19 protein-coding genes and 1 tRNA gene are annotated in these 15,830 nt (G+C 64.9%); 16 read left to right on the forward strand and 4 right to left on the reverse strand.

Annotation, left to right across the window (positions count from 1 at the left end):
- On the forward strand, positions 1–308 hold a 308-nt coding region (locus BLV04_RS23130; protein ID WP_217633781.1), incomplete at its 5' end, for an ATP-binding protein DrrA1-3 family domain-containing protein.
- Entirely contained in the window at positions 305–1,468 is a 1,164-nt protein-coding gene (locus BLV04_RS23135) for an ABC transporter permease (protein ID WP_093038355.1), read from the forward strand. The genes BLV04_RS23130 and BLV04_RS23135, both read left to right, overlap by 4 nt.
- A 46-nt stretch (positions 1,469–1,514) precedes the next feature.
- On the opposite strand, the gene BLV04_RS25160 is transcribed toward BLV04_RS23135, so the two are convergent.
- The 4 genes from BLV04_RS25160 to BLV04_RS23145 form a co-directional block, all read right to left on the reverse strand.
- Complete coding sequence (locus BLV04_RS25160) at positions 1,515–1,682, reverse strand: hypothetical protein (protein ID WP_175534775.1); 168 nt, start codon at positions 1,680–1,682, stop codon at positions 1,515–1,517.
- 22 nt (positions 1,683–1,704) lie between these two features.
- Positions 1,705–2,097, reverse strand: coding sequence for a VanZ family protein (locus tag BLV04_RS23140; protein WP_093038357.1), 393 nt, complete (start codon positions 2,095–2,097; stop codon positions 1,705–1,707).
- On the reverse strand, positions 2,097–2,264 hold the full coding sequence (locus BLV04_RS24665) for a DUF2237 family protein (protein ID WP_139192027.1): 168 nt from the start codon (positions 2,262–2,264) through the stop codon (positions 2,097–2,099). Before BLV04_RS24665 ends, BLV04_RS23140 begins: the two co-directional genes overlap by 1 nt.
- Before the next feature lie 693 nt (positions 2,265–2,957).
- A tRNA-Pro gene (locus tag BLV04_RS23145) sits at positions 2,958–3,032 on the reverse strand.
- A gap of 157 nt (positions 3,033–3,189) precedes the next feature.
- On the opposite strand from BLV04_RS23145, the gene BLV04_RS23150 reads away from it, so the two are divergent.
- From BLV04_RS23150 to BLV04_RS23215, 14 genes are all read left to right on the forward strand, one after another.
- A complete protein-coding gene (locus tag BLV04_RS23150; RefSeq protein WP_093038359.1) occupies positions 3,190–4,587 on the forward strand; it encodes a tyrosine-type recombinase/integrase in 1,398 nt (465 codons plus the stop codon).
- 21 nt (positions 4,588–4,608) lie between these two features.
- Entirely contained in the window at positions 4,609–4,815 is a 207-nt protein-coding gene (locus tag BLV04_RS23155) for a RelB antitoxin-like protein (RefSeq protein ID WP_093038361.1), read from the forward strand.
- Positions 4,805–5,068 (forward strand): type II toxin-antitoxin system RelE family toxin, encoded by a 264-nt coding sequence (locus BLV04_RS23160; protein WP_093038363.1) that lies wholly within the window; start codon positions 4,805–4,807, stop codon positions 5,066–5,068. Before BLV04_RS23155 ends, BLV04_RS23160 begins: the two co-directional genes overlap by 11 nt.
- 152 nt (positions 5,069–5,220) lie before the next feature.
- Complete coding sequence (locus BLV04_RS23165) at positions 5,221–6,075, forward strand: hypothetical protein (protein WP_093038365.1); 855 nt, start codon at positions 5,221–5,223, stop codon at positions 6,073–6,075.
- A 132-nt stretch (positions 6,076–6,207) separates the two neighbouring features.
- Positions 6,208–6,399: a helix-turn-helix transcriptional regulator gene (locus tag BLV04_RS23170; RefSeq protein ID WP_245732009.1), complete on the forward strand. Its 192-nt coding sequence runs from the start codon at positions 6,208–6,210 to the stop codon at positions 6,397–6,399.
- Positions 6,400–6,510: 111 nt separating this feature from the next.
- On the forward strand, positions 6,511–9,372 hold the full coding sequence (locus BLV04_RS23175) for a DUF927 domain-containing protein (RefSeq protein WP_175534776.1): 2,862 nt from the start codon (positions 6,511–6,513) through the stop codon (positions 9,370–9,372).
- A complete protein-coding gene (locus BLV04_RS23180; RefSeq protein WP_093038371.1) occupies positions 9,359–9,877 on the forward strand; it encodes a hypothetical protein in 519 nt (172 codons plus the stop codon). The genes BLV04_RS23175 and BLV04_RS23180 overlap by 14 nt, the downstream gene beginning before the upstream one ends.
- An 83-nt stretch (positions 9,878–9,960) precedes the next feature.
- Positions 9,961–10,218, forward strand: coding sequence for a hypothetical protein (locus tag BLV04_RS23185; RefSeq protein WP_093038373.1), 258 nt, complete (start codon positions 9,961–9,963; stop codon positions 10,216–10,218).
- Between the two features lie 974 nt (positions 10,219–11,192).
- Complete coding sequence (locus BLV04_RS23190) at positions 11,193–11,657, forward strand: hypothetical protein (protein WP_093038375.1); 465 nt, start codon at positions 11,193–11,195, stop codon at positions 11,655–11,657.
- A gap of 496 nt (positions 11,658–12,153) precedes the next feature.
- Complete coding sequence (locus BLV04_RS23195) at positions 12,154–12,603, forward strand: YlcI/YnfO family protein (protein ID WP_093038376.1); 450 nt, start codon at positions 12,154–12,156, stop codon at positions 12,601–12,603.
- 253 nt (positions 12,604–12,856) lie between these two features.
- Entirely contained in the window at positions 12,857–13,423 is a 567-nt protein-coding gene (locus BLV04_RS23200) for a recombinase family protein (RefSeq protein WP_093038378.1), read from the forward strand.
- Positions 13,420–13,671: a hypothetical protein gene (locus BLV04_RS23205; RefSeq protein WP_093038380.1), complete on the forward strand. Its 252-nt coding sequence runs from the start codon at positions 13,420–13,422 to the stop codon at positions 13,669–13,671. The genes BLV04_RS23200 and BLV04_RS23205 overlap by 4 nt, the downstream gene beginning before the upstream one ends.
- A gap of 1,174 nt (positions 13,672–14,845) precedes the next feature.
- Entirely contained in the window at positions 14,846–15,241 is a 396-nt protein-coding gene (locus BLV04_RS23210; RefSeq protein WP_093038382.1) for a hypothetical protein, read from the forward strand.
- The gene (locus tag BLV04_RS23215; RefSeq protein ID WP_093038384.1) at positions 15,238–15,432 is read left to right on the forward strand and encodes a hypothetical protein; all 195 of its coding nucleotides are present in this window, start codon (positions 15,238–15,240) and stop codon (positions 15,430–15,432) included. Before BLV04_RS23210 ends, BLV04_RS23215 begins: the two co-directional genes overlap by 4 nt.
- Positions 15,433–15,830: the final 398 nt, after the last annotated feature.

The following is a 15,830-nucleotide window of genomic DNA, read 5'->3' on the forward strand; positions in this document are numbered from 1 at the left end:
GACACAAACGCGCCGATGGCTCGCCGGCCGAGCTGATGGCCGGCATGGGTGCCCGGGTGGTCGAGGTCGAGGCGCCCGACCTGCGCGCACTCAAGTTGCAGCTCTCGGCGCTGCCCGAGGTCATCTCGGCGGCGCAGCTCGGCAGCCGACTGCGCGTGTTGGTGGCGGCGCGCATCGCCGACCCGGTCGCCTGGCTGCGCGCTCAACCGCTGCAGACGGCGCCCACGGCGCTGGAGACGGTGCGCCCGAGCCTGGAAGACGTCTTCGTCACCAGCACCGGGAGCCCTGTCGGAAGCAAGCAACCATGAGTGCAGTTCTGCAATCGGCCCGGCGCATCCTCGCGATCCTGTCCAAGGAGCTGACTCAGCTGCGGCGCGATCGCACCACCCTGGGCATGGTCATTATGATCCCGCTGATTCAGCTGATCCTGTTCGGCTACGCGATCAATACCAACGTGCGCGATATCCCCGCCGCGCTGGTGGATCAGTCCAACACCGGCCTCGGCCGGGTGCTGACGCAGGCGGTCGAGGCGACCCGGGTGGTGCGTTTCACCGAGCGCACGCCCGACATCGCCGCGGCGCAGGAGGCGATCGTCGAGGGCCGGGTTCGTGCCGCATTCATCATCCCGTCGGACCTGAGCCAACGCGTCGCCCGCAGCGGCAGCGTCGGCGCCGGGTTGGCGACCCCGCCCGCGACCGACGAGCAGACCAGCCGGCCGGTAGCGCAGTGGATTGTCGACGGCTCGGACACCATGATCGCCGGCGCCATCAAGGGCCTCGGCGCGATGCCGCTCACCGAGCTGCTGCGTCGCCCCGCCAACCGCACGACGCCGACGTTCGCCGTGGCGCTCTTCTACAACCCGGAGCAGCGCACCGCGATCAACATCGTGCCCGGCCTGGTCGCCGTGATCCTGACCATGACCATGGTGATGTTCACCTCGGCGGCGATCGTGCGCGAGCGCGAGCGCGGCAACATGGAGATGCTGATCAACACGCCGGTGCGCCCGCTCGAGCTGATGCTGGGCAAGATCGTTCCCTACATCGGGATCGGTCTGGTGCAGACCGCGATCATCCTGCTGCTCGGCCACCTGATCTTCGGCGTGCCGCTGCATGGCTCGCCCTTGGCGCTGGCGGCCGCGACACTCGCCTTCATCGGCGCCAGTCTCGCCCTCGGGCTGGTGCTCTCGACCATCGCCACCAATCAACTGCAGGCGATGCAGATGACCGTCTTCATCCTGTTGCCGTCGATCCTGCTGTCGGGCTTCATGTTCCCTTACGAGGGCATGCCCCTGCCGGCCCAATACATCGCCGAGGTGCTGCCGGCGACCCACTTCATGCGCGCGATCCGTGCCGTCATGCTGCGCGATGCCGGTCTGACACAGGTCGCCGGGGATACCCTCTGGCTGCTCGGATTCATGTTGGTCGGGCTACTCATCGCCTCGCTGCGATTCAAGAAGCGACTGGATTGAGATGGCGGAGAGAGCCGCCGCACAGCACGACGAACGCGCACGCCGCCTACCGCGGAACCCCGCGATACAGCCGTTCCACCCAGTCCCGGAACCAAACCGGACGCGCGAGCAGAACGTACGCGAGCAGCAGTGCAGCCAGCGGGACCACGAAGGCCGCCGTGTCCACCACGACGATCAGCAGGGCGAGAACCAAGCGGTGGGCGAGACGCATCATCAGCTGAAGCCGAGTCCCGTCCTCACGAGCGGCTGCGAACCGGCCCGTGCGGGCGTCGAATGCGCCAGCCGACCCAGGCGCGCAGGCCGAGATAGAGCAAGACGCCGACGACGTTCGCGACGAGGTCGAGCCATGAGAACTCGCGATACGGCAGCTGCCACTGCACCAACTCGATGCCGAGCCCATAGCCCAGCAGCAGCCCCCAGCGCGGCAATTCCCGGTCGCGACCCGGATAGCCGCCGTCCGCCAGTGCAGCCATGACGCAAAAGGCCAGCACGTGGTTGGCCTTGTCCCACGAGAAGCCCGCGGGCTCGGCGAACGGCGCGAACGCAAGCCAGGCTACCACCAGGACGCAACCCCAGAGCGCCAGCTGAAAGGCTCGCCGAAACACGCCCTCCGGCATGAAGACCAACATCAGGAGAGTTCCTCCGGGTGGCATTTCAGGACCGCCCGATCGCAGACGGTGTACGAGCCGATCGCCTGCAGCGCCGTTTCGCAGTTGCCGCAGCGGGTGAAGCCGGCGCGCGGCTTCAGCGAACAGGTTTCCGGGGGCTCCGCGAGGATGTTTTCGGCTTCGGGCATGAAGGGGCTCCGGCTGGCGTGGCTATTGTGTGGGTTCCAGGTGCGATGGTCTCTATAGCCGCTGCCGGACGCAAGACCCGCTGGCTCGGCCCGGGCAACCGGAAGACACCCTTACGGGTTTACGAGCGACATCCCGGACGAGTGCCTGTCGATCACCGATGACGACGGCGATGGCCCCGTTCGCGTCGACATCATGTTTGTCGAGCGGCCGAGTCCAGAGAACATTCAAGGTGTCGTGATCGGCCCGTGGCCGGAAGGCGTAGAAGAGGAATACGCGTGATATGAACACGGATGACCTCTGCCAGCCAGAGCGGACCGGCTACAACTTTTCGCCCGACAGCGCCGGAACCCCGCGGCACAGCCAATGAAAACCCTCGACCTCCACCAAGCCGCCCCATTTCTGCACATGCACCATGAGACCCTTCGCCGGCGGGCCGTAACCGGCGAGATACCCTCCGCAAAGCCCTGGAAAGCATGGGGATTCATTGATGAAGACCTCGCCGGCTGGCTCCGCTCGCAGTATGCTGGCAGCACGCGAGCGGCCGAGCCTATCCAGCCCGAACGGAGAAAGCCATGCTCTACCGCCGAAACAACAGCCGTCACTGTCCGGTACATTTCCGGCACACCGAGGAAGAAGACAATAAAAAAGCGGCATCGGATGACCGATAACCGCTTGAATATGATTCTAGTTTTTGGTCGGGGCGAGAGGATTTGAACCTCCGACCACCTGAACCCCATTCAGCCGGCAAGGACACGAAACCCGCCCCACCGACTACGATATTTTACGCTGATACAGCATCTTATAGAACACCGCCGCCCTCGCCTTATGCTATGATTTACGCTGAGTCACCACCGAAAACCATGCTTCCTGGTGACTCAGTGGTGACTCAATTGGTGACTCAAATTCAACGGCAGGACGGACCCCATGAAGCTGACCAAGCGCACCATCGACGCGACAGCCTACAGCGGCGAGAGCAACGCCCGGTTCGTCCTGTGGGATGACGAGGTTCCGGGCTTCGGACTGCGCATCTTCCCGAGCGGGCGCAAAGCGTTCGTCCTGAGCTACCGCACGGCCGGGCGCAAGCGGATGATGACCATCGGCACCTATGGCGTGCTGACCCTGGACCAAGCCCGGACCCATGCCCGCGCGACGCTGGCGAAGGTCGAGACCCAAGGGGCGGACCCGCTGGCGGATCGCGAGAAGGAACGGCGCGGCGAGACCATGGCGGATCTTTGCGCGACGTACTTGGATCGGCACGCGAGCGCCAAGAAAACCGGCGAGGAAGACCGGCGACGCATCGACAAGCATATCCTGCCCCGCTGGCGAGCCCTGAAGGTCAAGGCACTGACTCGGGACGACGTGGCGGCGCTGCATACCAAGATCGGCGCAAGCGCACCCTATGAGGCCAACCGGGTTATCAACCTGGTGTCAACGATGTTCGACCTTGCCCGGCGATGGGGTTTCGTCCCGGATGGACATGCGAACCCGGCACGCGACATTTCCCGCTTCAAGGAAACGAAGCGCGACCGCTGGCTGACCGCTGCCGAGTTGCCCCGGCTGGCCCAAGCGATCGACCAGGAAGCCAACGAAACCGCCCGCGCGGCCCTGTGGCTGTACCTGCTGACGGGCGCACGGAAGAAGGAACTGCTGACGGCCCGATGGGACCATGTGGATTGGGACCGAGGGGAATTGAGGCTAGACGACACGAAGAACGGCAAGCCCTTCTATCTCGCCCTGTCCGGCCCGGCGCTGGCGCTGCTGCGTTCGATGCCCCGGACCCCGGGGAACCCTTACATCCTGCCGGGACGCGGCCCCAGGAGGGCGACCGCCGAAGAGAAGGCCAAGGCCCCGACCCACCTGGTCAACATCGAAAAGCCGTGGGGGCGCGTGAAGACGACGGCGACGCTGGCGGCATGGCGTGAAGACCCGCAGGCGGCGGCCCTGATCGAGCGGTTGACCGAAGAGCGCACCCGGACCCAACACCGCAACGCGCCGAAGATGTTCGCCCCGATTCCTGCCCTTGACGAGATCCGCGCGGCGGCGGCGGCCGAAGGCATCGAATTGCCCCCGGCAATCGACGATGTTCGGCTGCATGACTTGCGGCGGACGGTCGGAAGCTGGCTCGCCCAATCCGGCAACAGCCTGCATCTGATCGGCAAGGTCTTGAACCATTCCGACACGAAGACCACCGCGATCTATGCTCGGTTCGGTGAAGACAGCGTGCGGGCGGCCCTGGAACAACACGGCGCCCGGATCATGGGCGCGGCGGGACTCACCCCCACCGCGGACGTGAGCGAGATCAAGACCAAGCGCACCGCCTGACACGCAAGAGAGGTTTCCACCATGCCCGAGCTACACCCGCAATTCCTGACCGACCAGGACGGCAAGCCCCTGTCGGTCCTGCTGCCCATCGCCGAGTACGAAGCGCTGATCGAGCGCCTCGAGGATCTGGAAGACCTGGAAGAAGCGCGCGAGGCACTCGCCCGGATCGAGCGCGGCGAAGAAGACACGATCCCGTGGGAAGTCGTGAAGGCTGAACATGGCCTATAGCATCGCCTTCGGCAAAGCGGCCAAACGCCAGTTCGACAAACTACCCCGGCCGGCCCGGCAACGCCTTGGGGATGCCATCGCCGAATTGGCCAGCGACCCCCGGCCCGCTGGCGTGGTCAAGCTATCGGGCGAAGATGGTCTGTACCGCGTGCGCGGCGGCGATTACCGCGCGATCTACCAGATTCAAGACGAGCGCCTGCTGATCCTGGTCGTCAAGGTCGGACACCGGCGCGAGGTCTACCGTGAGCACTGACGCACGTTTCGTCAGGCGCCGGAAGGTCCTTTCCTGACTTGAGCCCGGTTATCCTGTTGCGGCCGGGTCTAGGTTAGCTCCCGAACGGGCGGCCCCTTCACCGCCCTGACCCGGCACCCACCTGAAGGCCCCGCGCGTGAAGGTGCGCGATCATGGCCGAGCCGACGTGCGACGGCTGTCTGTACTGGATCGAGGGTCGATGCAGCGACGGCGGCCGATGGTTCGATTTCTCGAAGCGACGCCATGCGGGAAAGCTCCGGCTGCCCGAATCTCCTGCCTGTGCGCACTACCAAGCGCGGCGTCTGCCCCCCTTCTTCTTTGACGGCGGAATCGACCCCGAAGACAAGCCCGATGTCGAGCGCGCGACGGCGGATTCGATGCCGTTTCTGCCGAGTCAAGCCGAAGCCATTCAAGCGCTTCTCGCCAAAGCAGGCACGAGAACCGCGGCATCCGAGGCGGCGCTTCATCGGGCATGGAGAGTGATCCGCGACGCGGCCTGTCTGACGCAGTTTCGACTGCGGTCCGAATACAGCAATTCACCGCCCAAGCCCTATCAACTCATGACGGAGCTTGCGAGGACAACCAAGCGCGGCGTGCTTTCCGGCGACCCGAATCCGATTCTTCTGAGCGCCCTCGCCTATGGTGCGCTGCGGATCGGTCTTACCGACGCGGCTCCTACGGATCATGCGTTCTTGCGGAGTTTGTCGGCCGATGATCTACGTCGGGTTGTCGAGGCGGCGCGGTCCGATGATGCGACGAACATTCTGCGCATGTCCGAATCGAGCCTCACGGACGCGCGAATGTATCTGTTGCGTATCGTCGTCAAGCAGTTCAACGCATTGTCGGGACGCCGAGGCACACCGTTCGCTCGCGATGCGTTCGGGCGAGTGCATGGAGACTTGATCGATCTGTGTTTGGTTGCACTTGCCCCGATCGAGCCCGGTTTCAATCGCGAATCGTTGGCGAGAGACTTAAAGGCGATCCGGCGCGAGCCGAAAGGGCGCTAACCGAAGCCCCGGCGCGAGCCGATGCAGCGCATTTTGACCATATGACCGTCGCGGTCCCTGTCGTTACGTTTGGTTTTCCTAGTGGACAGACGGTAACGACAGATGACACAGACAGTGATTGGTGCACGACGGTTGACCGAGCGCGAGGTCGCGGAGCGGTTTGGGCTATCGCGTCGAACGTTGCAGCAATGGCGCATTCGCGGCGTCGGCCCGAAGTATCTCAAGCTCGGCGCATCGGTGCGTTACGCGCTTGATGACATCGAGGCGTTCGAGGCCGCTGGAGCGCGCGACCACACATCGGACCCCGGCCCGGCGGCGGCGTAGGAGGTTCCGAAGATGGAACCCGAAAAACAAAGCGCCCGGCGCGACGACCGGGCGAAAAAACCAAACAAAACAAAGTCTAATCCTGCGACGCAGCGCGATCAACCCCGGAGGTTGCCGACACCGAGCGAGCTTAAGAGGCTGATCGACGCGGCGGAGTTCTACCGGCGCGAGCTGCCGGCCGGGACACCCCTCCGGGCCGGTCGCGACGGCTGGACCAAGAACGTACCTTGTCCGTTTCCGCATCACGACGACGCGACCGGGAGTTTCGGCGTCAATCTGACGACCGGCGCTTACCGCTGTTTTGGTTGCGGCGAGAACGGCGGTTCGACCTTCGATTACAAGATGAATCGTTACGGTCTCGACATGGACGGCACCCGCGCGGAGCTGGCGGACCAATGGGGAATCGAGCCCGGCAGGACCCCGGCGACGACGCGCCCCAGTCGGCCCGCTGCGGCGCCCGAGGCCCCGCGACCGGCACCCGCCCCGGCGGTCGCGATCCCGACCGAGGCCCTGGCGAGCAGGCCCCAGGCCCACCCAAAGCACGGCGCCCCGTCTGCGACATGGGAGTATCGCGACGCGGGCGGTCGGCCCCTGTGCTACGTCCTGCGATTCGACCCGGCGAAGGGTCGAAAGCTGTTCGCCCCCCTGACGTGGACCCCGGCGGCCGGCTGGCAATGGAAGGCCCCGGCCGAACCCCGCCCGCTCTATGGCTTGGACCGACTGGCGGCACACCCCGAGGCCCCCGCGTTGTTGACTGAAGGCGAGAAGGCGGCGGTCGCGTCCGCCGCGCTGTTCCCGGCGGCGGTCCCGATCGCGACAATGAACGGCGCTCAAAGTCCAAACAAGGCGGATTGGTCCCCGTTGGCTGGTCGGTCGGTCCTGATCTGGCCCGACCATGACGACCCCGGCACCAAGTATGCCCAAGCGGCGGCGCGGCTCGCCCTGGCGGCCGGCGCCCGTTCGGTCGGGATCCTGGATCTTGCAGGCATGGCGACCGACCCGGCGACCGGCGAGCCCCGCGAGCTGCCCCAAGGATGGGATGCGGCGAACGCTTCGGCGGACGGCTGGACGGTCGAGACCATCGCGGCGGCGGCGCGCTGGCAACCGTTCGCAATCGAGGCCGCAGAAGCCCCGGTTCCGACGCCCCAGGCCCGCAACCGCGAGCCCGAAACCCCCGCGGATGATGTTTTGCCGTTCGGGTTCGAGCGGAGGCCCGGCGGAATCTACTTCATCAAGTCCGGCGGACCAAAAGGCGGCCGCAAGGGCGGCGACAAGCCCCTGTCCGGGACGGGCGGCGACGATGGAACCCCGGTTTACATCTGCCCCCCGATGCGTGTTCTGGCGATCACCCGTGATGATCGCGGCGAATCCTTCGGCCGTTTGATCGCCTTCCGGGATTTGGACGGCTTGGAGCGTCAAGAGGCGATCGAAGACAAGGAGCGGCAAGGTTCGGGCGATGCCCTGCGGGCGAGGCTGGCTGGACTCGGCTTCGAGGTCTCGACGCACCCTGAAGCACGGAGGTTGTTCCTGGAGCTGTTTCGGCGTTGTACCCCCCCGAAACGCGCCCGCACGACTTCCCGGACCGGCTGGACACCGGACGGCGCGGCCTTCGTCTTGCCTGATCGGGTCTTGGGCGGAGGCCCCGAGCCCGTGATTCTGACCGTCGAGGGCGAGCGGCCTGCATTCGGCACGCGCGGCACGCTGGACGATTGGCGCGGGACGATTGGGCGCTGGTGTGTTGGCAATTCGCGATTGACCTTCGCGGTCGCGGTTTCATTCGCGGCCCCGCTCCTAAAAATGGTCGACGCCGAATCCGGCATATTCCATTTCAGAGGTATGTCAACGGACGCCAGCTCCAGCGGCAAGACGACCATTCAACGCGCGGCGGCGAGTGTCTACGGATCGCGCGACTATCTCCAACGCTGGCGGACGACCGACAACGCGCTTGAGGCGCTGGCGGAGCTGCATAACGATGCTTGCCTGATACTCGACGAACTGAATCAGATCGAACCGCAAGCGGCCGGCGAATCGGCTTATTTATTGGGGAACGGCGCAGGCAAAAACAGGCTGGATCGCACGGCAAGCGGCCGGCCGATCAAGCGCTGGCGTCTTCTGTGCCTGTCGTCCGGCGAGATCGGGTTGGTCGAGCACATGGCCAGCATTCAAAAGAAGACGCGGGCCGGTCAATCCGTCCGCATGGTCGAGATTCCGGCTGACGCGGGCGCGGGGTTCGGCTGTTTTGAGAACCTGCATGAGTTCTCGGACGGCGCGGCCTTCTCGGTGGCGCTGTGCGACTCGGCGGCGGCGGCCTACGGGACGCCCCTCATTGCACACGTCGAAAACCTGCTCGCGAACCGCGCGGCGCTGCCGGCGGCGATCGCCCGGCACCGTGACGCCTTCGTCTTGCGCGTCCTGGAGACGATCGAGAACCCGCCCGGTCAGGTTCGGCGCGTGGCGGCCCGGTTCGGCCTGGTTGCCGTAGGCGGCGAGCTGGCGACCCAGGCCGGGATTACAGGATGGGTTCCCGGCGCGGCGGCCGAGGCGGCAGCGCGCTGCTTTCGCGATTGGCTGGACGCCCGCGGCGGCGCGGTCCCGGCCGAAGAACGTGACCTGTTGGGTCAGGTGCGGCTGTTCTTCGAGCAACACAGCAACAGATTTCGATGGAAAAGCAGGCTCTTGGACGATCACGCGCCCGAGATTCCCCGGGCGGTCGGGTTCAAGGACGGCGGATCCGGCGGTCTCGTCTTCTACCTGATGCCCGAGACCTTTCGAACCGAGGTTGTCGAAGGCTATGACCCCGTGGATGCGGCCCGCGTTCTGATCCGACATAAGATGCTGAAGCCCGGCGCGGACGGGCGCTCGACCCAAAAGCTACGGTTTCCGGGTTTTCGAGGAACCGTCCGCGTCTATGTCTTCGAGCTCGACACCCCGAACCAAGACGCGGCGGAGGTCCCAGCCGATGCTCGATCTTGAGGCCCTGGGGGATGTCTTCAAGGCCCCGAGACCGGCACCGCCCCCCGCGGCCCTTGCCCCTTCGGACCTTGCAGGCGACCCGTCCGACCCGGCGACGTGGCTTCAGGCCCGAGCCGAACGCGCGGCGATCCTGGAAGCCGAAGCCGGGATGGACCGCGGCGCGGCGGACGCCCTGGCGGCGGCGCTCCACCCGGACCCGACCGAGGCCCGCCCCGACTGGCACGGGTTCACCGCGGGCGCGCTGCAAGCGGCGGCGGGCGAGGATTGGCCCGAGGTCGCGACGCGGCCCGAGGTCCTGGCGGCGCTTGCCTTGCTGCTGCGGACCCAGGCCCAACGCGATCGAGGCGAACGACCCGAGCACTACAACGGCATAGCGCTGTGCGAAACCTGCGGCCCGATCTGGATCTACGACCGGGCGCCCGGCCCCCTGCTCGCCTGCCCTTGGTGCATGGCGACCAAGCCCGGCGCCCCGGTTCCGCGCCCGAACCTGGAGCTGGAAGGATGACACTGCGATCCTGCCGAACCTGTTTGCACGATCCTGGACTCAGGTTTAATCGTTCCATCGCGCGGTGAATCGCGGACGAACGCATGAAATCCTGTCGCGCCTACCGGGCTTTGGCCGAGGCCGCGCATGGAGTCCAGATTTCCAAACTGCGGCGGCGTTTGGAGCAAGCGAACAAGGCCCTGCTCGCGGCGCTATGCCAACGTGATGCGGCGGCGGCGGCGCGCGAATGGCGAGCACATGCAACGCGTTCCGACATCGCCCTGGCCGAGCTGGAGCGTGATTATTTCCTTGAGGAATCGATTCACTGTCGCCCGGCCGGTCGGGCGCGGCGGCGGCGCTAATTCCTGCGCGGAAAAACACGCTATGCGGAACGTGCCCCCCCGGATGTGCCTTCAATTCGGTGAATTCCACCCGGCGATGGGCTTGAATCGAGAAAGAAGATGCGAAATAGCGTTAACATTGGTTAACGTCGGTCAACTGAATGTCTTTCGCCCGCTCCAAAGACACGTTTCGTTGTCTCTACTCAACAAGCCAGAGTACCGGGTTGCCCTGGATTGTCCCCAGGTGTCCCCGCCCCGTCCCCATCAAGCGGGGACACCAAAAACACCCGCAAGATGCTGTTTTATAGAATTTTTCTCGAAGTGTCCCCACTGTCCCCAGTGTCCCCACCGAAAACGGCAAGGGTCAGGGTCTCGCCGCCCGCGTCCCCACCTGTCCCCGCCCTAGTGTGTGTGTTGTTTTATAAAGACACTTATTATTAATAATACAAATACTCGGGGACGCGACACGTGACCCGCTTTCAGGGTTTACAACCCGCAACCTTGCCGTTTTTTGTGGGGACACTGGGGACACTGGGGACATTCTAAAAACCATAATAAGAACAGTTTGTTGTGATGGATTTACTGCCCCCACCCCATGGGGACACCGTGGGGACACTGGGGACAACACAACGACTCAATACGCTGTGACACGAGACGTCCGACGGTTTCGAGCCCGGAAAAGCGAAACGACCGCCCGCGTCCCCTTGAGACCGCCCGAAAGACCGCTTTCGGGCTTTCAATACTTCGAGGTCGAGCACGCCGGCCCGCGACCGCGAACCCCAGGCGGTCCCGGCCGGCGGTTGCCCCGATCGCCTTGGAAGCATCAAGGCGCGGCCGTTACCGTAACGGACCCGGCCGGGCGAACCGCGCGCAAGAAACCCCCGCCCTGCCGGCGGACCCCGGCTAATGGCGCGAATTTGTTACTGTAACGCTTGCGGAAACCGTTACAGTAACCTAGCCTTCGTGTTACACCATCTCGTTACGGTAACGCGGACATGACCGACACGACGACGAAACGCCCGGCCCGGACTCCGGCAGAACGCCAACGCGACCTTCGCGCCCGTGCGGCGACGCTGATCGCTGAAGGCACCGAGACCGATCTACAGGCGGCGGCCGATAGCCTGCTGATCGAGGCCCTCGGCACGGCCTACCGGCGCGGTCAGTCCTACGCCCTGGCGGACATCGCGGGCGAGCTTCTGCGGCGCCTGAATCACCCCGGCCCTTTCGCCCTGGTCGCTCGCCCGGATCGCCCGACCGTCACGCCCGAACCGGAAACGGAACCCGTTACCGTAACGCGCGGATATCCGCCCGAGGTCAAACGCATGGCGGTCGAGCTGCTGGACGCGGGCGCGACGAGTCGGGAGATCCGGACGGCGATCCTGAAGGCGCACGGCAAGGCCCCGGACGGGCGAAACATTGCACGACTGGTGCGGAGCTGGCGGACGGCCCTGGAGAATTGAACGAACCGATCCGGCGAGATCCCCGACCCATGGTTGCCCGACACCCGCCCGGCGGTGTCGCCCGGGTCTCTCGGTTCGCCCCGAGTTCGGACAGATCCGAGGTGGAGTCGGACGGCGCGATCCGCGGTTGCCCCGCCTTTGTTGAAGGCATCCAGGCCCGGCCGTGACGGTAACGGACCCGCCCGAGGTGGAGCCCGTCCATGTTGGAGCCGGACAGACCCCAAGCCCAACACTCGCCCAGGTGGTCCCGTACAGGTTAGGTCGATCGGATTCATGACCCGCGGATGCCCGCTCGCCTTGGAATCATCAACGTACTGAACGTAACGGTAACGAAAGCGCCCGGCGGAGCGCTCCGAGGGCAATCCAAGCAACGCGGTCCAGCCTGAGATCGCGAAGGCGATAACCGCCGATCTGGCGGTTTCCTGGACGCATGCCAGTTCGAATCTAGGTGCATGCTAGAATCGACCTGGATTCATGCTAGATCGGAGCTAGATCGATGACGGAGCAGATTGCGTTGCGGTTCCCCGAGGGCACCAGAGACCGGATCAAGGCCCTTGCCCGCGACGGGGAGTCGATGACGGCCTTGGTCCTGCGTGCCCTGGCCGCAATGGAAGGACAATGCGACCGCCAGCACCACGATGATGCGGGAAGGGATCAGGGCGAACTCGACACCTTGTCGGTCCGTCTGGCCGCACTGGAAAGGCGCATCGCCGCCCTGGAGCGCTTCGGCTCGACATCGAAGCCGGACAGCTCGGAGCCCGGCGCCGTCGCCGGGTATCCGGTCGAGGCGCGCGACATGGCCCTCGGGATGCAGGCTCGGGGATGCACGCCCGCGGAGATACGCGTTGCTCTTGAGAAGGCGGTCGGTCGATCGCCGGGGCCGAAGCATCTGGCGACGGCGCTTCGGCGCTGGTCGGGGCAAGCCTCCGTCCCCGCCGATTCGTGACCTTTTTCTTGTCTGCCGAACCGCCGAGCCCGCCCATCGGTTCGGAAGTCTAGCCCTGTTCGGTTCCCTGCTCGGGACCGATCCGAGTCGCGTCGAATCGCTGTCAGTTAAGGTACACCTTTTCGAACAAAGTTCGTGACCGCGAAGACCAAGCCTTAGCACCGTCAAGAAAGGTCGATATTGTCTTAATTGACAGTATTCCGAAAACGTCTATGATATTTCTTGACACTCACGCCCAGGACAGGAGGTTAAGATGAGCGGCAAGGCAATCGGGTATCTTCGGGTCAGCACCACAGATCAGACGACGGCGCGGCAACTCGACGGCATGGTGCTGGATCGGGTCTTCGAGGATCAGGTGAGCGGTTCGAGCGCAACGAATCGCCCGGCTCTGATTCAGTGTCTGGACTATCTTCGTGACGGGGACGTGCTGCACGTTCACAGCATCGATCGGCTTGCGCGGAACCTGCTCGACCTTCAGAAACTCGTAGAGGAACTGACGCGACGCGGCGTGACGGTACACTTCCACAAGGAGCGTCTGGTGTTCACCGGAAACGACGGCGATCCGATGCAGACCTTGATGTTCCAGATGATGGGCGCCTTCGCGCAGTTCGAGCGCGCCTTGATCCGGTCGCGACAGCGCGAGGGCATTGCTGCGGCGAAGGCGGCAGGCAAACACCTTGGAAGGCGTTCAGCATTGACGGGCGAGCAAATCGAAGAGGCACGCGCCCGTCGCGAGGCAGGCGAGTCCATGTCAGCGCTGGCGAAGGCTTACGGCATCAGTCGCCAAACGCTCTACGTGCATCTCGGAGGGCAGGCATGAGGGCTCAAGACCGCTTCAGGGCGGAGTTCCCCGATCTCGATCCGGGTGAGATCCGCCCGGTGAACGGAACGCTCGTCGATGCGCTCGCGGTCAACCCGCACGCGGATGTGTTCATGCTGCCCGAAGACCCGAGCGGATTCGTGGTCAAGCGTGACGACGGAACGGTCTTCGTCTCGATCGGAAAAGACCAGGACCGCGATCAGGAGGCGCAAGCCCACCCGTTAGGCCCCTTCGAGCGAAGGGATTGAGCGGGGCATCGGCGTCGAGGACGTTGCGACCACCCCTGCGGGCGAGCTTGCATTGAAGATTCCGGCATGGAGAGGGCGCGCACTTGCGGGTTTAACCCCGTTTCAAGCCAAGGACCTTGATAGTCCAGGGGCTCCCCTCACTGGTCAGCAGCGAAACAGCCCCCCAGAACCGCTCGGCAGAAACGACACGCTGCATCTGCTGCTAGAAACGCTTAGGGGCCCGCCAGAACCAACAGCGTAGATCTCGGATCGGACGAGATCAACCCCGATCGGACCGGCGGCAACCACGACAGGGCGCGACCGGCGGCTTGAGCGTCTCGACAGACTCGCCTTTGCCATTGGCGACACCGAAGGCTACGCTTTGAGTGCCTTGTGGAGACTGCGCACCGAACGTTTCGGACGTTTGAGCGGGGGATGGCTGCACAGCCAGTGCATCTGGCGCGGCGCGGGTCTTCCACATGGCATTGAACTCGGCTCGGTCGGCAGCTATCGCCGTCATGGCCACACCCGCCAGCGTCTGCGGGATCTGCCTTGACAACCGCCAGTGCTTGGCCAAATCTTTCAGTGACGCCGGACGGCGGCCGGGAAGCGGCTGATTCGTCACCGCGCTGGAATCGACCAGACAACACAGGGTCTTGGCCTACTACCCCGGCGTCAACTTCCACCGCCTGAACCAGCCCACTCGGCTGGTATTCCTTCATGGGCCGCACGCTCGCCACCCGCACCGGTTTTGGACCGGATCGCGAGAGGGGCGAGGGTTGCGGCCCTAACCTCTTCTGCGCTTGTCGCATCCGCGTCATAGGTGGACATCGCCATCGCGACGGCGCCCCGCCGCGAGGTATCGACCCGAGCGGATCGATAGCCTGAATCCACGGACAGACGCAGGGAGCCCGCCGCGATGCGAGCCGATGAAGGGAGACCACCGGGCGAGACGAAGGCTTAGGGAGCGATTGGAGCGCATCCGGATGGACAGACGGCAAAGCGGGGATCTTGACGCGGGAGCGACGCCCGCCTAACGTGGAGCCGTCCGCCGGGAGGCGCCAACCTCCCGACGACAAAGCCCGACCGCAGTAACGGTTGAGCACCGGCACGCGAATGATACCCCGCTCGGGATCCGTCCGTGTCCCTGCCCGCGTGAAGCGGTCGGTTCCCTACTCCGACGAGGAACCGAGACATGCAATCCGATCTCGACACCATCGACCGTCTCACGGTCGCGAACCCCGAACCGCAACTGATCGACCGCGCCACCCGCGGCCGAAGACTGCCCATGTGCACCGCGCACACCCCGTTCTCGTCCATCCCCGCACTCGGCGAGGACGTCCACATGTTCGCAGTCCAGGAAGGCGTGAGAGCGGACTTCGCGATTCAGATTGCAGGCGCACAGCTCAACGCCGGGCTGAATGCGCTGCGCTATGCACTGTGCGGCCAGGCGTATACCCCGGAATCCGACTCGCTTTGGAGCGCCTTCTACTGCATCGAGGGCGCTGCGGCAGTGATCAGCGCCCTGACTCTGACCGTCGAGGCGGCTGTCGGCGACGTTGAGGGGCAGCCGCAGGAGGTCGCAGCGTGAACCAGTTCGACGCCATCGACGCCATCAACGAAGTCTGCCGCCGCATCGAGGGCATCGCCGCCTTGATCGGCCAACCCGCGACCATGCAACCCGAAGGCGTGTCCTTTCTCGTCGATCTGCTGCGGGAGGAAGCCGGTCGGCTACGCGCGGTGACCGAGGCACTGGATCCCGCCGCAAGCGCGACAGACTGACGCCCGACATTCCCGTGACGTGACGCAATTCAGACCCGGCCAAGCGCCGGGGCTCACCCGCCCGGCACGACCGGGCGCGATCGAGCCCCCCAAATCGAGGAGAAGTTGCGATGCCCAAGCGACACACGGCAGTTCATGAGGCCGGGCACTTCGTCTGCGGCTTCCGGTACCGCCTGGACGCTGATTCGGTCTCAATCGTTGCGGACTATGATGCCGGGTCAGCCGGCAGAGTGGCGCAGGAGGATAGCCACTGGGACCGAGAGCAAGGCGTCGTCCAAGTACAGGCGTTATGCGCCGGCTACGTGAGTACGGCCACCTTCCCTGATGGGTTTTTCCTCTTAAATCGTCAACTTGTATGAGGGAGAGCGGTGGGCCTCCCTCGGGGTGCTTGAACAACA

This window comes from Thiocapsa roseopersicina, from assembly GCF_900106925.1.
In the GTDB taxonomy this organism is placed as follows: Bacteria; Pseudomonadota; Gammaproteobacteria; order Chromatiales; family Chromatiaceae; genus Thiocapsa; species Thiocapsa roseopersicina.